At 39.0% G+C, this 15,027-nt stretch carries 16 protein-coding genes and 2 riboswitches; of the genes, 5 read left to right on the forward strand and 11 right to left on the reverse strand.

What is annotated here, in order from left to right:
- The first annotated feature begins 248 nt into the window (after positions 1–248).
- Positions 249–980: a ZIP family metal transporter gene (locus FZC76_RS03505; RefSeq protein ID WP_148986993.1), complete on the forward strand. Its 732-nt coding sequence runs from the start codon at positions 249–251 to the stop codon at positions 978–980.
- Between the two features lie 33 nt (positions 981–1,013).
- Here FZC76_RS03505 and FZC76_RS03510 read toward each other — a convergent pair whose 3' ends face one another.
- The gene (locus FZC76_RS03510; RefSeq protein ID WP_148986873.1) at positions 1,014–1,283 is read right to left on the reverse strand and encodes an aspartyl-phosphate phosphatase Spo0E family protein; all 270 of its coding nucleotides are present in this window, start codon (positions 1,281–1,283) and stop codon (positions 1,014–1,016) included.
- Between the two features lie 136 nt (positions 1,284–1,419).
- Between FZC76_RS03510 and FZC76_RS03515 the strand changes: the two genes are divergently transcribed.
- Positions 1,420–2,193 carry a divergent polysaccharide deacetylase family protein gene (locus FZC76_RS03515; RefSeq protein ID WP_148986874.1) on the forward strand — a complete coding sequence of 258 codons (774 nt, stop codon included), beginning with the start codon at positions 1,420–1,422 and terminating at the stop codon, positions 2,191–2,193.
- 52 nt (positions 2,194–2,245) lie between these two features.
- Here FZC76_RS03515 and cbpA read toward each other — a convergent pair whose 3' ends face one another.
- The 7 genes from cbpA to FZC76_RS03550 form a co-directional block, all read right to left on the reverse strand.
- Complete coding sequence (gene cbpA / locus FZC76_RS03520) at positions 2,246–2,884, reverse strand: cyclic di-AMP binding protein CbpA (RefSeq protein WP_148986875.1); 639 nt, start codon at positions 2,882–2,884, stop codon at positions 2,246–2,248.
- Between the two features lie 129 nt (positions 2,885–3,013).
- Positions 3,014–4,351: a CoA-disulfide reductase gene (locus tag FZC76_RS03525; protein ID WP_148986876.1), complete on the reverse strand. Its 1,338-nt coding sequence runs from the start codon at positions 4,349–4,351 to the stop codon at positions 3,014–3,016.
- A gap of 356 nt (positions 4,352–4,707) precedes the next feature.
- Positions 4,708–5,241: a cupin domain-containing protein gene (locus tag FZC76_RS03530; RefSeq protein ID WP_148986877.1), complete on the reverse strand. Its 534-nt coding sequence runs from the start codon at positions 5,239–5,241 to the stop codon at positions 4,708–4,710.
- An 18-nt stretch (positions 5,242–5,259) separates the two neighbouring features.
- Positions 5,260–5,898, reverse strand: a complete 639-nt coding sequence (locus FZC76_RS03535; RefSeq protein WP_148986878.1) for a methylthioribulose 1-phosphate dehydratase — start codon at positions 5,896–5,898, stop codon at positions 5,260–5,262.
- Positions 5,895–6,560, reverse strand: a complete 666-nt coding sequence (locus tag FZC76_RS03540; RefSeq protein ID WP_148986879.1) for a 2-hydroxy-3-keto-5-methylthiopentenyl-1-phosphate phosphatase — start codon at positions 6,558–6,560, stop codon at positions 5,895–5,897. The genes FZC76_RS03535 and FZC76_RS03540 overlap by 4 nt, the downstream gene beginning before the upstream one ends.
- Positions 6,557–7,801, reverse strand: coding sequence for a 2,3-diketo-5-methylthiopentyl-1-phosphate enolase (gene mtnW, locus FZC76_RS03545; RefSeq protein ID WP_148986880.1), 1,245 nt, complete (start codon positions 7,799–7,801; stop codon positions 6,557–6,559). Before mtnW ends, FZC76_RS03540 begins: the two co-directional genes overlap by 4 nt.
- 74 nt (positions 7,802–7,875) lie before the next feature.
- Positions 7,876–7,981: riboswitch (SAM riboswitch) on the reverse strand.
- 85 nt (positions 7,982–8,066) lie between these two features.
- The gene (locus FZC76_RS03550) at positions 8,067–9,239 is read right to left on the reverse strand and encodes a pyridoxal phosphate-dependent aminotransferase (protein WP_148986881.1); all 1,173 of its coding nucleotides are present in this window, start codon (positions 9,237–9,239) and stop codon (positions 8,067–8,069) included.
- A gap of 98 nt (positions 9,240–9,337) precedes the next feature.
- Here FZC76_RS03550 and FZC76_RS03555 point away from each other — a divergent pair, with 98 nt between their 5' ends.
- Positions 9,338–10,120, forward strand: coding sequence for a carbon-nitrogen family hydrolase (locus FZC76_RS03555; RefSeq protein ID WP_148986882.1), 783 nt, complete (start codon positions 9,338–9,340; stop codon positions 10,118–10,120).
- 240 nt (positions 10,121–10,360) lie between these two features.
- On the opposite strand, the gene cspD is transcribed toward FZC76_RS03555, so the two are convergent.
- Entirely contained in the window at positions 10,361–10,558 is a 198-nt protein-coding gene (gene cspD / locus FZC76_RS03560; RefSeq protein WP_010192350.1) for a cold-shock protein CspD, read from the reverse strand.
- Between the two features lie 320 nt (positions 10,559–10,878).
- Positions 10,879–11,038, forward strand: a riboswitch (SAM riboswitch).
- Between the two features lie 274 nt (positions 11,039–11,312).
- Between cspD and mtnK the strand changes: the two genes are divergently transcribed.
- Both mtnK and mtnA read left to right on the forward strand, forming a co-directional pair.
- On the forward strand, positions 11,313–12,509 hold the full coding sequence (gene mtnK, locus FZC76_RS03565) for an S-methyl-5-thioribose kinase (RefSeq protein WP_148986883.1): 1,197 nt from the start codon (positions 11,313–11,315) through the stop codon (positions 12,507–12,509).
- A gap of 4 nt (positions 12,510–12,513) precedes the next feature.
- A complete protein-coding gene (gene mtnA / locus FZC76_RS03570; protein WP_148986994.1) occupies positions 12,514–13,563 on the forward strand; it encodes an S-methyl-5-thioribose-1-phosphate isomerase in 1,050 nt (349 codons plus the stop codon).
- A gap of 42 nt (positions 13,564–13,605) precedes the next feature.
- Here the strand turns inward: mtnA and FZC76_RS03575 are convergent, their stop codons facing one another.
- Positions 13,606–14,184, reverse strand: a complete 579-nt coding sequence (locus tag FZC76_RS03575) for a DUF2087 domain-containing protein (protein ID WP_148986884.1) — start codon at positions 14,182–14,184, stop codon at positions 13,606–13,608.
- A 337-nt stretch (positions 14,185–14,521) separates the two neighbouring features.
- Positions 14,522–15,007, reverse strand: a complete 486-nt coding sequence (locus FZC76_RS03580; protein ID WP_148986885.1) for a methylated-DNA--[protein]-cysteine S-methyltransferase — start codon at positions 15,005–15,007, stop codon at positions 14,522–14,524.
- Positions 15,008–15,027 lie beyond the last annotated feature (20 nt).

Here is a 15,027-nt window from a genome sequence, read left to right on the forward strand (position 1 = left end):
CAACGTTTTCTTCATATAAAATTTACAATAAACTATTATAATCGATAAATTTTTCTCATTTTTTATAAAAAATTAGATATAGTTGTCTGATGATAGATGAGAGACGTCCTGTCAGGTCTATAGTGTGATTTGTTTAAATCGCCTTACTTTGTATATAAAAAAATTATTGGTACAATATGCTTAGTACATAAAAAAGGAAAGTTCTCCATTAGAGAACTTCCTGATAAAGACTGGAAAGGAAATATATGATGTCAGATGTAATAATAGGAAGTGTATTGGCTGCTATGTCCACAGGCTTAGGTGCCTTGCCAATTTTATTTTTGAATAACACATTGACTCACAGATGGAGAGATAACCTTCTTGCATTTACAGCTGGAATCATGATGGCTGCAGCGACGATGAGTTTAATACCGGAGGCTCTTTCATATGGTGGTTTTGTTCCATTAGGAATTGGGTTGCTTTTAGGTGTCATTACGTTGACTCTTTTAGAAAGGTCTATTCCTCATATAGATTTGGAGCATAATCGAAAGGGAATCGCTTTTGATCAAAAAGCAATGCTGATTGTAGCAGCGATAACGCTGCACAATATACCAGAGGGACTTTCTGTTGGGGTAAGCTATGCATCAGATGCAGCAGACACCGGAAATTTAATTGCATTTGCGATTGGGTTACAAAATGCACCAGAAGGTTTTTTGGTGGCTTTATTCTTAATAAATCAGAGGATAACAAAACTGAAAGCTTTTATGGTTGCAACTCTAACCGGGGCTGTCGAGATACCAATGGCTTTATTAGGATTCTATCTCACTTCAGTTGTATCCTCCCTTGTCCCATATGGACTTGCTTTTGCAGCAGGAGCGATGCTTTATATCATCTATAAAGAATTGATTCCTGAAAGTCATGGTGATGGGAATGAAACAACATCCACCTATTCTTTCATCATTGGATTACTATTCATGATTTTTCTAACACAGATATTCTAGCCGTCCCTTTAGGACGGTTTTTTCTATGCAACATTATTTTTTCTCATATATTATTTCTTGGTATTTGTAAATCAACTTATCTAAATCCTGGCTACATTTGACCGTTTGCTCACTTATATAACCAGTCTTGTTGGCCACTGCTATCATCGTATCTCTTTTTTCTTTAATAAGTAATAACAGTTGATCTACATACCCTTCATAAGACATGCGACTCGCCCCTTCTCCATCAAATTCCACATTAGAAATTATTACAATAATTTCTATAATTGTAAATAGAATCGCAAAGTTAGACATTTTTTTCATAGAATTTATTTTTAATCATATGTAAAAAATAGGACAAAGTAACTAGAGAGAGTAGCGTTTGATTCACTTCTTTCCATTTACCTATGCAAATTTTGTCGAATCAAAAAAATACATAATTAGACAAGCAGGTGCAAAAATGAAAGTGATAGTAGTTATCATGTTGAGTAGTATGTTTATCTTTAGTTTCCCTTCTATTAATCCTTCTGCCGAAGAACTCCCTAGCAATAAAGTGGCCATTGTTATTGATGATTTTGGCAATAACATGAAAGGTACCGAGGAAATCCTCCATTTACCAGTACCGTTGACTGTAGCAGTCATGCCTTTTCTTTCTACCACCAAAGAAGACGCTGAACTGGCCCATCAATTAGGCCACGAAGTGATCCTTCACCTTCCCATGGAACCATTGAAAGGCAAGAGAAGCTGGCTAGGACCAGGTGCCATTACCTCCAATCTATCTGATGAAGAAATTTATAAAAGAGTAAATGACGCCATTGATTCTGTTCCTTACGCGGTAGGAATTAATAACCATATGGGATCTAAAATCACTGCCGATAAGCGAATTATGAAAATTATTCTAGGGATCTGTAAAGAACGAAATCTATACTATTTAGATAGTAAAACAACCAAAAAGAGTGTGGTGTCAGAATTAGCAACAGAGTTGGGGGTTCCTTTTTTAGAGAATGAATTATTCTTTGACGAAGTCTACACCACTACCCATATTGTCAAACAAACGAATCAGCTCATTAAAAAAACGGAAGTGGATGATTCGATCATAGCCATTGGCCATGTTGGAATTGTAGGGGAAAAGACAGCAAGTGTCCTAAAACAATATATCCCTAAACTGCAAGAAAAAGCGGAAATTGTGACATTGTCAAACATCCTAGTTGATAAAGAAATCTTAATGCATTAAAAGAAATCAACGAACAAAGAGCAGCCTCCGAATTTTGGGGCTGCTCTCATCTTTATTTTTGCACATCAATTTGATCGACATGTGTTACTCGGAATTCTTTTTCTCCGAGTTTCTTCACTAATTTGTTTACCTTTTCTTGCGGCAATTCAGCTGGTAAATTGACAATGATCCTACGTAAATATTTTTCTCCATTGTCTAGTGTGAGCATTCCGTCGATATTAATGTCCTTTAACATGGAAACAAGGTCCTTGATTGCCCCTTTATGTTCAATCGTAGCGATAGTAAGCGTGTAGCCACCTGTTTTCATTCCAAATGAATCAGCTAGGACATCCATGACGTTGGCATGCGTCAGTATCCCAAGAAACTCATTTTCCTCATTTAGCACTGCGATAAAAGGCAGTCGCTTAATCGTGAAAAATGCTTTGAAGAATGAATCTTCCTCAAAAATAAAAGCATCTTGGTTTTTGATCAGTACTTCTACTGAATCATCGGGGCTACCTTTTTGTTCGTATAGATAATCCAGTAAGTGCACTTTGTAGACTAGCCCTAAAAATGTATTCCCATCATTAGAAAGAATAGGTATACATCTGTAGCCTGTATCCTTGATTTTTTCATAAGCTTGTTTAATTGTGTAAGTTGGTTCACAGAACTCTACATCATGCTTTGGCACAAAATTGTAACGAACCTTCATATCTCTCACTCCTTAGGCAAGTTCTCTCTAGAATATGTATGTTATAAAACTATTATAACAGTAGCATAATCGTCTTCTAAGGTAAAGAAAATTCATAATATTAACGCAACTTCTTTACATTTTATTAAATTATTTAGCTGCATTTGCTGCAACTTGTACAGCATCCCATACGGTAGCATATGGAGGAGCATAACACAAATCCAACATACCAATTTGCTTGGTGGTCAAACCGCATGTAATGGCTGTCGCATAAACATCAAGTCTCTTAGCGATGGATTCATCCTGACCAATAAGTTGTGCTCCCAAAAGCTTTCGTGATTCTTTTTGATATACCAGCTTGATATGAATCTTTTCTGCCCCAGGATAATAAGAGGCATGATTATTTGTTTTAATTACTATTTTTTCAACATCTAAGTTTTCCTGCTTTGCTTGTTTTTCAGTAATACCGGTCATAGCTGCCGTCCATTCTAGAATTTTTACCACATTTGTTCCGAGAATTCCATCAAATGTAGAAGGGATGCCTGCAATATTGTCGGCGGCCACCCTTCCATGTTTATTGGCCGTCGTACCAAGCGCAATGTTTACTGGTTTATTTAATAAAAGGTGATTGCTTGTTGCACAATCTCCCGCAGCATATATAGACTTGATGCTCGTTTCCTGATGGGAATTAACAATGATCGCGCCGTTTTCGAGCATTTCTAAGCCTAGTTCTTTAATAAAATCCGTGTTTGGTTTTATTCCTATATTTACAATAACCGCATCGACTTCGTATGAATTTTTGTCCGTCTCAATGCTTGTAACTTTCCCCTCTGACATTTTTAGTTCCTTTACTTCTTCTCCTGTTCGGATTCCAACTCTATCTTGCAGGGAATCAGAAATGATATTTGCCATTTCCTCATCGTAATTTGGTAAAATTTGATTTTGAAGCTCAATGACAAACACCTCTTTGCCAAGCTCTACCATTGTTTCGACAAGCTCCATTCCGATATATCCGCCACCTATGATGCCTACCCTTTTGATATTGTCATTTTGGTAGTACTTACGCATTTCTATCCCATCATTCAGTGTCTTTAATGTATGAACATTGCTTGCTTCTTTGGGAATAAAAGGTGGAACAATTGGTTTGGCTCCTGTTGCAATCAGTAGTTTATCATAGTGGACGAATGTTTCTTCGCCTGATTGGAGGTTTTTCACCATCACCTTTTTGTTGGAGTGATCAACGTTTGTTACCTCATGATGAATATGGACGGCAATGTCTCGTTCTTCAAAATCTTCTACCGTTCTTGCCAGCAGGTCTTCATGAGATTCTGTCACACCAGATATGTAATACGGCAATCCACACGCCCCGTAAGAAACATATTCATCTTTTTCAAATACGCTGATTTTTACTGTTTCGTCTAATCTTCTTAACTTGGAGGCAGCACTCATGCCCCCTGCAATACCCCCAATAATTACCACATGTTCCATAACCTTTTCCTCCTAAATCTATCTCTGTTTTCATACCATTATATTCCCTCATGGCAGATAAAGTAGTCATGTAACATAAAGAAAAAAATTTAGTTGGTTGGGTAGTCACCGCTGTTCCTTTCCGCAAATGGCTTCGCTATCCTAGGGGCTGACGTGAGCCTCCTCGGCTTCGCCTGCGGGGTCTCCACCTACCTCTATTTCCCTCAGGAGTCTTCGCCTTTTGCTCCAATCCACAGCTAAAAATTACGAAAAAGGAACGTTAATGCTTTTTCGGTTAACTCGGTTAGATGGATTTTCAATTTCTTAGATTAATGAAAAACAAATGACCCTGCCAAGGCAAGGTCATCTGTTTTATATTAGTTATTTACTTCCTCTTTTTCATAAATTGGTACCCAACCTTCTGTAGTAACGAAGATTCGAACAGCGACTACTTTACGATCCTCCATTAAGGTGAAATAATGTCTGACATTTGGAGGGACAGAGATTAAATCACCAGGGTCTAATTCAACATCAAAGAAAGAACCATCCTTTCCTTGAATGACGAAAATACCATGTCCACTGACAATGAAACGGACTTCATCATCTGTATGATGATGCTCTTTATTGAAGTTCTGAAGAAGTTGCTCCAGGTTAGGTGTTGTCTCAGATAATGAGATAACGTCTTGTGCCTTGTACCCTCTTTTTAAGGATATTGCAGAAATTTCATCATTGAAAACTGTAAGAATTTCTTCCTTGTTTTCATCTGTCAAAGAAAAATTTCCCTGTAAGTGTTGAGGTAGTTTTGCAATGTCCCAGTTTTCGTAGATTACTTCATTATCAATTAAGAAGCTTTCTACATGTTCTTCCCCTACAATTCTTTCATTTGTTTCATGCAATCTGATTAGTGCCATGTTACATTCCTCCTTAGGTTAAATAGATACTTTTGGGCGAACCAGGTTTTTCACACTTAGTAATTTTAGATGATAGGAGAATAGAAACTCCCAGGCCTCAAGGTGTTTTTTTGCTTCAAAGGCAGTTCTGCCCCAGACGGTAATTCCGTGATTTCTGATGAGAACAGCGCCAGCATCTTCTTCAATAAATGAAGAAAATTCATCTGCTAGTGCTGGAATATCAGCATGATTTCTAATGATTGGGATGCTTACTTCCGCATCTTCCTCCCAAATACCGAATGCTTTAATGATTTCCTGCCCTTTGAATCTAATTTCCCCTTGGTCACCGTATAGCTCAGATATGACATTATTGTCTATCGTATGGACATGCAAGGAGCAACCGGCTTTGGTTTTCTGGTATACTTCGAGATGCAGTAATGTTTCTGCTGAAGGCTTCAAGTCGGTATTTTCAACAGCTTTTCCTGATTCATCCACAAGTAGAAAATCTTCTGAGGTTATCCTCCTTTTATCCTTGCCACTTGAGGAAACCAAAAATTGCAGTGGGGTATCTGTTACTTTAATAGAAAGGTTTCCACTTGTACCAAAGAACCAATCACGCAAGGCCAACTCTTCCTTAACCTCAGAAAGCTCTGTCCATTTCTTCAAAAATTGGCTCATGCAGTCACCTCCCGTTTTTTCAAAATATCCATCACATTATAAAAGGTTTCGAATGGGGAAAAAGCAATGGACTGCTCCTCACACTTTTTAATTAGAAAGTCTCTCGCAATTACTTGATCAGCAAGCTTTGCTGCCTCTAAATCTGTAATGGAATCTCCAATTACAATTTTATAGGTGTCTGTATCGGCAAGCTTTCTGATAATAGATGGTTTACAGCAGCCACAATCATTGTTACATTTTTCATCACATGCATGCGGCCATAAGATATTTATTTTTTCTCCAGAAAAATCGGACTGATTGCAATAGATGTTTGTTTCTTCTATCAAGCCTGCTAAAAGTGGTTCCACAAAAAAATCAATACCGCCAGATACAATATAAAGTGGAATTCCCTCTTCTTTTGTGTAAGCAACAAACTCCTTGAAGCCATCGCGTATTTCGGCATTAGCGACTATAAATTCCTTAATAACCTCTTTTTGTTCAGTAGGAAGAAGGGCAAACATCTTTCCTACCCCTTCCTTGATGGAGATCTCCTGGGATAATACTTTATTTTTAATGTCTTCCCATTCTTCAGGAGCGAATTTCTTCATGATGGCAATGATATTGTCACTATTGGTGATGGTCCCATCAAAGTCACAAAAAATCATCTGCTTTTTGATTGTCATGTTGTAACCTCCACACTTCCCCACTGCTTAATGGCAACCTCCAGCTCAGGATACTTCTGTGCGTAACTTGCCAGTGATTCCCCTGCTTTTACCGCATCTACCGCTTGACGGAAAGCTTTTGCCCCTGCTGCTCCGCCAAGCTTATGACCGTGGACCCCTCCACCTGCATTAATGACCGCGTCATTTCCGAAATCTTGATAAAGTAGCGGTACAAGTCCAGGGTGTATCCCAGCTGATGGCACAGGTAAGGTTTCTTTTAACTGATTATCTGTTACGGTTAATGCATCACGGATTCCGAGCGCTTGTTCCTTTGGCAACGCAACACTTCCGTAAGGAGATGGGAATAAAGAAAAGTCGGCTCCTGCATATCGTAAAAGTTTTCCTAACAACAATTCATTCGAGATGCCATAAAATTCTGATGGGGTGATGGCTCCGCTAACCGCCGGATGCGCCATGATTGGAATGGATACTTCCTTGTCTTCAGCCAGACTTTGCAGTGTATCAAGACCATAAGCAAAAACATTGAATAATAGAATATCAGCCCCTAATTCTACAGCTCTTTTCGCTTTATCTTTAAGATCCAACGTACGGCCTGTTAGGTTTACCGCATATCTTGCACGATGACCTGTCTCCTCTTTCACTTCCTCTAAGATTCTTCTGCCTTCGAATATCCTTTTTTCAAAAGGGGTTAGTTTGTTTTCAAACAATATTTCGTCATCTTTGATGAAATCCACTCCTCCAAGTGCCTGTTCCTTCAACTGTTCTGTGTGATAAGCAAGGTCCCTGCCGATCACCCCTTTAAAGATACTCATGACAAATGGTCTATGATGAACGCCAGTAATGGAGCGAAGCCCTTTTATTCCAAATTTTGGTCCCGGATAAGCTAGCTTCAAGTCTTCACTGAACTCGAGATCAATCAATTTTATCTCCCCGTCCAGTGATAGCTTGCCAAATACCGTGGTTAATATGGCTGGGAGGTCATTGCTGAAGTTAAAACTTGGGTATGCTATTTGGATGATTCCGCGTGTTACCGCTTTTCCAAAGTATGCATCCAACTTGTCACTAGAGGAGAGTTTTTTCACGCTAACTACTCTGCCTTTGTGCTTTTTTAGCTGTTCCTGTTCAAGCTGCGGGAGGTCAGTCCAGGATCCGATTGTAAGTCCGAGCGCGATACCTTCCGCTTTTTTTTCGAGATTTCCTTTATGATCATGAACCAGATAGGTTGCTAGAATTTCTGACATTATGTACACCCTTTCTTCCGATGATAAAATGCAAAAAACCCCTTCCATAAGAAGAGGTTAGTCTATCTAACGTCCTCTTATCTATCAGCTTTATGCTGCAAGATTTAGCACCGTGCTTAATTGAATAAGTCGGTTGCCGGGTTTCATCGGGCCAGTCCCTCCACCTGCTCTTGATAAGATTGGATTATTATAAAGTTCAAATTATCTAAATACTAAATTCTAGTTGAGATTATGCCATCATTTTGAGCTTATGTCAACAGACTATTCAGAAAATCTTTAACTCTCTGATTCGTTGAACAGCTTCTTGTAATCTTTCTGTACTAGTTAATAAGCCGACACGTACATAGCCTTCTCCAAAGGAACCAAAGCCAATACCGGGAGCTACAACTACATGTGCCTCTTCAAGCAGCTTGTCTGCAAACTCCTCAGAAGTATATCCTTCCGGAACTTTTAACCATGCAAAGAAGGATCCTTTTGGTGCTTGCACTTCCCAACCAATTTCCTGCAATCCCCTAATAAGGACATCTCTTCTTTCCTCATACAAATCTACCAGTTCTTCTACACATGTTTGTTTATCTAATAATGCAGTCGCAGCCGCCTCTTGAATTGCTCCAAAAATACTTACATACATATGGTCCTGCAAAAGATTTATAGCTTTAATCACACTTTCATTACCAACTGCAAATCCCACACGCCATCCTGCCATATTAAAAGTTTTCGACAATGTATATATTTCAATACCGACATCTTTTGCACCAGGCGTCTGCAGATAACTTAGCGGTTTTTGACCATCAAACCCAATAGCACCATAGGCAAAATCGTGCACCACACAAATATCGTGTTCCGTTGCAAGTTTTACCGTTTCATTAAAAAATGCAGAATTCGCCACAGCTCCTGTCGGATTATTGGGATAATTGAGGAACATGAGCTTAGCAGCTTTTAAGACTTGTGGATTGACGTCTTCATAGTTTGGTAAAAAATGATATACTTCTTTTAAAGGCATGTATTCCATTTTTGCTTTGGCCAATGCGACACCAGACCAATAATCCGGATAGCCCGGGTCTGGGACAAGTACGGTATCCCCTTCATTTAATAAGCATTGGGGAATTTCCACTAGTCCCGCTTTCCCACCAAAGAGAATGGCTACTTCTGTATCTGGATTTATTTGAACATCGTATTCTCGTTTATAAAAGGTTGCTATAGCTTCTTTAAAAAATTGGTGCCCTTGAAATGGGGAGTACTTATGATGATTCGGTTTTTCTACCGCTTCCTGTAACGATCTTACAATGTGTTCAGGAGTTGGCTGGTCCGGGTTTCCTTGGCCTAGATTAATCACATCGTGTCCTTGTTCCACAACCTTACCCACTTTTTCAACCAACGAAGCAAAGAACTGTTTAGGCAGTGTATTTAATAATTCAGATTGTTGAAAGTTTTTCATCTTTTTCACCTACTCAAAAAATTCTTGAAATCCTAGTCACAAATCATATATTGTTAGATTCAACTTGTAAAGTATTTTTTCAACGGGGGGATTAACTAATGAAATGGAAAATTGCTTGTATTCAATTTGATGTAGCCTTCGGAGATCCCGAAGCAAATATAGAAAAGGTATGTGAACTTTTGACTGTAGCAGGCAAAGATCGCCCAGATATCATCGTTCTTCCTGAACTCTGGTCCACTGGTTATGATCTAGGTCGTCTTGATAAAATAGCAGATTCCGGCGGTTTTGTTACGACCAAATTCCTAAAATCGGCTGCAAAAGAGCTAAAAACTCATATTGTCGGCGGTTCTGTCGCAAAAAAGACGAACAAAGGAATTTATAACACGATGATTACTGTCAATAAAGACGGAGATGTTGCAGGAGAATACAGTAAATTGCACCTTTTCCGGTTAATGGACGAGCATCATTTCCTTCAGCCCGGAAAAACAGATGGAATGTTCGAGCTGGACGGGCAAACTTGTGCAGGTTTCATTTGCTATGATATTCGTTTTCCGGAATGGATTCGTGCACATACCACCAAGGATGCAAAAGCGATCTTTGTTGTTGCGGAGTGGCCTTTGGCAAGAGTTGACCATTGGCGTAGCCTTCTTATCGCGCGTGCCATTGAAAACCAATGTTATGTAATTGCATGTAACCGTTCAGGTGCTGATCCGAAGAATGCTTTCGCTGGACACTCGATGATTATTGATCCTTGGGGAGATATTGTGGCGGAAGCTGGAGAAGCGGAGGAAATCATTACAGCAGAGATAGATTTGGCGAAGGTGGAAGAAGTACGAAAAAGAATCCCGATCTTTGAAGATAGAAGACCACAATACTATTAATCTAGGTTTGTTAACTTACACCGCTGTGGATTTCCGCAAATGGCTTCGCTTTCCTAGGGGCTCTGCTGGAACCTCCTCGGCAAGCCTGCGGGGTCTCCACCTAGCGCTATCTCCCCGCCTTTTGCTCCAATCCACAGCTATAAATTCTAAAGCACTATATAATGTCAGGTATTATATCTTCTCTTACTCTTTCAAAACAAAAAGGACTCCGCGATGGAGTCCTTTTCTATTTGGCTAGCATTATTTTGTAACGTTAGCAGCTTGAGGTCCACGAGCACCTTCAACGATTTCGAAAGATACTTCTTGACCTTCTTCTAAAGTTTTGAAACCTTCGCCTTGGATTGCGGAGAAGTGTACGAATACGTCGTCTTGACCTTCAACTTCGATGAATCCAAAACCTTTTTCTGCGTTGAACCATTTTACTTTACCTTGTAACATGTTTGTTCCTCCTTGTGGCTAAACCACGTAAATATTACTATTCTTGCTCTTTCAAACATTTCAAGACGAAAACGTGTTTCTGACTTTCCATATTCACGAACAAAAATAATAGTTTAATAATAACAGGTGCCTATCATTTTTTCAAGGTTTTAACCAAACAATTCATACAATTCCATTTAATTCTTCTAAAAAATCAGATATTGGCTTTTAAAAAAGTTTTTTCGAAAACTTATTGACAATTTTCCCGGCATCTTGGTATTATTTTCATCAAGCAATAATTTTCACACAATTTTATACATTCGCAATTAAATGATTGCGATCTCTTATCAAGAGCAGGTGGAGGGATTTGGCCCTATGAAACCCAGCAACCGACCGTAATACTGTTGTGAGACAGGGCGTTACACATTTGTGGACGCCGAACGTATTTGTTCATAAGGCACGGTGCTAATTCCAGCAGAAATTATTTCTGGCAGATAAGAGGGGAGAAGTCTACTCTTCAAGCCTCTTTCTTATGGAAAGGGGCTTTTATTTTTGAAAGGCTCTGTTGAAACACCGCTGTTGATTTGCGCACCAGGCTTCGCTTATCCTAAGGGCGCTTGCTGAGCCTCCTCGGCTTTGCCTGCGGGTCTCAGCAATGCACTACCTCCCTTCGTCCTTTGCTCCAATCAAAAGCTAGGGACCACTATAAAGCAACAGAGCTTTTTGAATTAATAATCGCCCCGCTCATTATTATTTTGACACGGGGGTAATAAATATGACAATAACAGCTACTACAGAATATGAGCCGTTAACAGAACCAACTGCTATCTCTCTAGCCAAAGACCTTAATTTTTTTAAAGAGGGTGCACTCTTGCACTGCCGAGAAATTGGGGATGGAAATTTAAACCTTGTCTTTCACATAAGAGACGAAAATAATACAGGGATTATCATTAAGCAGGCTTTGCCTTATGCTAAAGTTGTCGGGGAAAGCTGGCCACTGACCTTACATAGGGCAACAATAGAAGGTAATTACCTGAAAAATGCCGCTACATTGGTCCCTAATCTAGTTCCAAAAGTCTATTATACGAACGAAGCTTTAGCGATAACCATCATGGAGGACCTCTCCCATTTGGAGATTGTTAGAAATGGTTTTCTTAATGGCAAAAACTTCCCTCTTTTGTCAAAGCATATTGGGGAATATTTGGCAAAAACACTATTTTACACTTCTGATTTTGGTTTGAATCAGCAAGAAAAGAAAAAGCTGCAGCAATCATTCTCAAATCCAGAGCTTTGCAAGATTACGGAAGATCTTATTTTTACGGATCCGTTCTTTGATAGTGAGACTAATGACTATGAGCCAGAACTGCTTGGTTCGATTGAGGAAATTTGGAAGGATGAGGATTTAAAGCTTGAAGTGGCAAAGCTGAAATACACATTTTTGACAAACGGAGAAGCACTTCTACACGGAGACCTCCACACAGGAAGCATTTTTGCAAATGATATTGATACTAAAGTTATTGACCCAGAATTTGCATTTTTTGGACCGATTGGCTTCGATGTTGGGCAGTTCTTTGCCAATATCCTTTTACAAGCAATCACTAGGGATGTTAGTGAAAGGTCTAACATCACTTCCCATCTGTATCAAGTTTGGGAGGGATTCACTTCCACTTTCTCAGATTTATGGAAGACAAAAAGTGTGGAATATTACTCACAAACACCAGGCTATTTGGATTTCTTCCTGAAAAAAGTCTTTACTGATGCAATTGGCTTTGCCGGATGTGAAGTTATCCGTCGGACGATTGGGCTGGCTCATGTAGCAGACCTTGATACGCTTAAGCCTTACGAACGTAGAATTACAGTAAAGCAACAAGCTTTGTTATTAGGGCAAGCATTGGTTAAAAATGCTCCAACTATACGAAATATACAAGATGTAGAAGCACTATTCGAAAATGTGATAAAAGGGAATGGATAAAATTATGACAATCACGACTAATCTACCATTATCGGTAGAATGGAAAGACTCTTATATTCGTTTATTAGATCAACAGAAATTGCCTCAAGAGACTGTATTCATTGATTTGCAAACCATTCATGATGTCTATGATGCCATAGTCACTCTAAAAGTAAGGGGTGCGCCTGCAATTGGAATAACAGCTGCATACGGCCTTGTCCTTGCTGCAAATTCATATACCTCAGCTAGTCTACCTGAATTTCAAAACCAGTTAAAAAAGGACCGGGACTATTTGGCGACTTCTCGTCCAACGGCTGTAAATCTTTTTTGGGCAATTGACCGTCTGATACAAGTATCTTTGCAGGCTTCTTCTGTAAACGAGGCAAAAACAAATCTTGTTCATGAAGCGATTCAAATTCAACTAGAGGATGAAGCGACATGCAGGCTTATCGGAGAACATGCCCTTTCCTTGTTCCAAAAGAATGATAAGCTACTGACTATATGTAATGCAGGATCAATTGCAACTGCACGGTACGGTACCGCATTAGCTCCATTTCATTTGGCAATAGAAAAAGAATTCCCCTTAAGTGTTTTCGCATGCGAAACAAGACCAGTTCTACAGGGCTCCCGACTAACCGCTTGGGAGTTGAAACAATCAGGAGTGGATGTAACATTAATCACTGATAACATGGCTGCACATACCATTAAAACCAAAGAGATTTCTGCTGTTATTGTCGGAGCTGACAGAATCACTTCCAACGGAGACACTGCAAATAAAATTGGGACCTATGGCCTTGCTATACTTGCTAAAGCTTTTGGTATTCCATTTTATGTAGCTGCCCCTTTATCGACGTTTGATTTATCTAGGGAAACTGGAGAGGAAATAGAAATTGAAGAAAGGAGTTCTGAGGAAATCACCCATCTGGGAGGAAACCAGATAGCACCAGATGGCATTTCCGTATTTAACCCTGCATTTGATGTGACTCCAAATGAGCTGATTACCGCCATCATTACGGAAAAAGGTATCATCAAAGGCGACTATACCAAAGTGATTCCTACACTTTTTGAAGATTGATATTCAAGAACCCTAAGTTCTATCAGCTTAGGGTTCTCAGTATTATTTCGCCCACATTTCTGTTGGGTTTAGTTCGTATATTCCTGCTTCTCGGTACATGTAATGATTGATAATGAATTCCCTGCGGATCGTTGCATAGTCCTCATGGAATTGTTTGATGTGCTCATTAATTTCCTTTTCACTGTACTTTTTACCCATTTCCAAGTCTTTTAGGATATGTTCAAATATAATTAATTTCTTCTTTCTTTGCGCAGGGATGGTTTTCAGTTTTCCATCTTTGGCAAGGAAATTTTGCAAGATCTGCTCCCTCTCTTTTTGCTCTTCCATCGTCCTCTCCCCTTTTCCGCTTCTTTCTAACACGATAAAAAGACCTTCACTATGTTGTCTTAAAACCTTTGAGTTTAAATAATAATAGACCGTGTTTTTTTCTCTTCTTTCGTACACAGCACTTATTTCTTTTAGCTTAGAAATATGATGGGAAATCGTCGGGGGCTTTACCCCTAATCTTTCTGCTAATTCTTGTCCACTTAGTGGTTCTTCAGTAGATAACAAGACAAGCAATTTAATTCTAGTCGTATCTCCCATTACTTTATAATAGTTGACGAGTTTATCCAGTTGCAGAATAATTCACTCCTTCACCTTATATTAGATATCCATCTAATTAGATGTTAATCTAACAACTAGATAAAATCAACCTCTTTTCTCATTTTTCTTTAAAATAGATCCTTTTTCTTCCACACTAATGATATTGAGTTTGGCTAATACTTCCGTATAAAAAATGAGTTTGTTATTTTTCCCCATTTTTATCATCTCCATTTTTGCCCTTGAGCAACTTTTTTAGTCTTAGTAAATTATATGAAGGAATAGAAAAAATGATACACGCATGCAACTTTTAGATAAAAAAAGTACGATAGCATAAATACTATCGTACTGAGTTATTGCTTAATTCATTTCACTACTATGCCAATACGCCTTCTAATCTTAACAGCTCTTCTTTCATTCCGATTTTATCACCTGCGTAACCTACCAGCTCTTTATTCTTACCAATGACACGGTGGCAAGGTATGACAATCGGCAGCGGATTTCTTCGGTTCGCTTGTCCGATTGCCCTGACTGCTAATGGTCTGTTGATTTCTTTGGCAATATCCTGATAACATCTCACTTCACCATAAGGAATGTTACACAACGCGTTCCATACTTCCTCCTGAAAAGGGGTACCCTCCAAATTATAAGGTACTTCAAATGTGGAACGTTTGCCCGTAAAGTATTCTTGAAGTTGGGATGTAACCATCTGACATAATGGATCTTCAGGGGCAAACTTGTAAAGGCCTTCCTTGTCCTCCTGAAGGAATTCTGAATCAAACTCTATTCTAACTAAATGATCTTTGCGACATATTACGTAAATAGTACCTATTGGAGTTGGTGTGCTACTGTACTCATACATGTCTAGATACCCTCTTTCTT

It is taken from the genome of Sutcliffiella horikoshii (assembly GCF_008180725.1).
In the GTDB taxonomy this organism is placed as follows: Bacteria; Bacillota; Bacilli; order Bacillales; family Bacillaceae_I; genus Sutcliffiella_A; species Sutcliffiella_A horikoshii_B.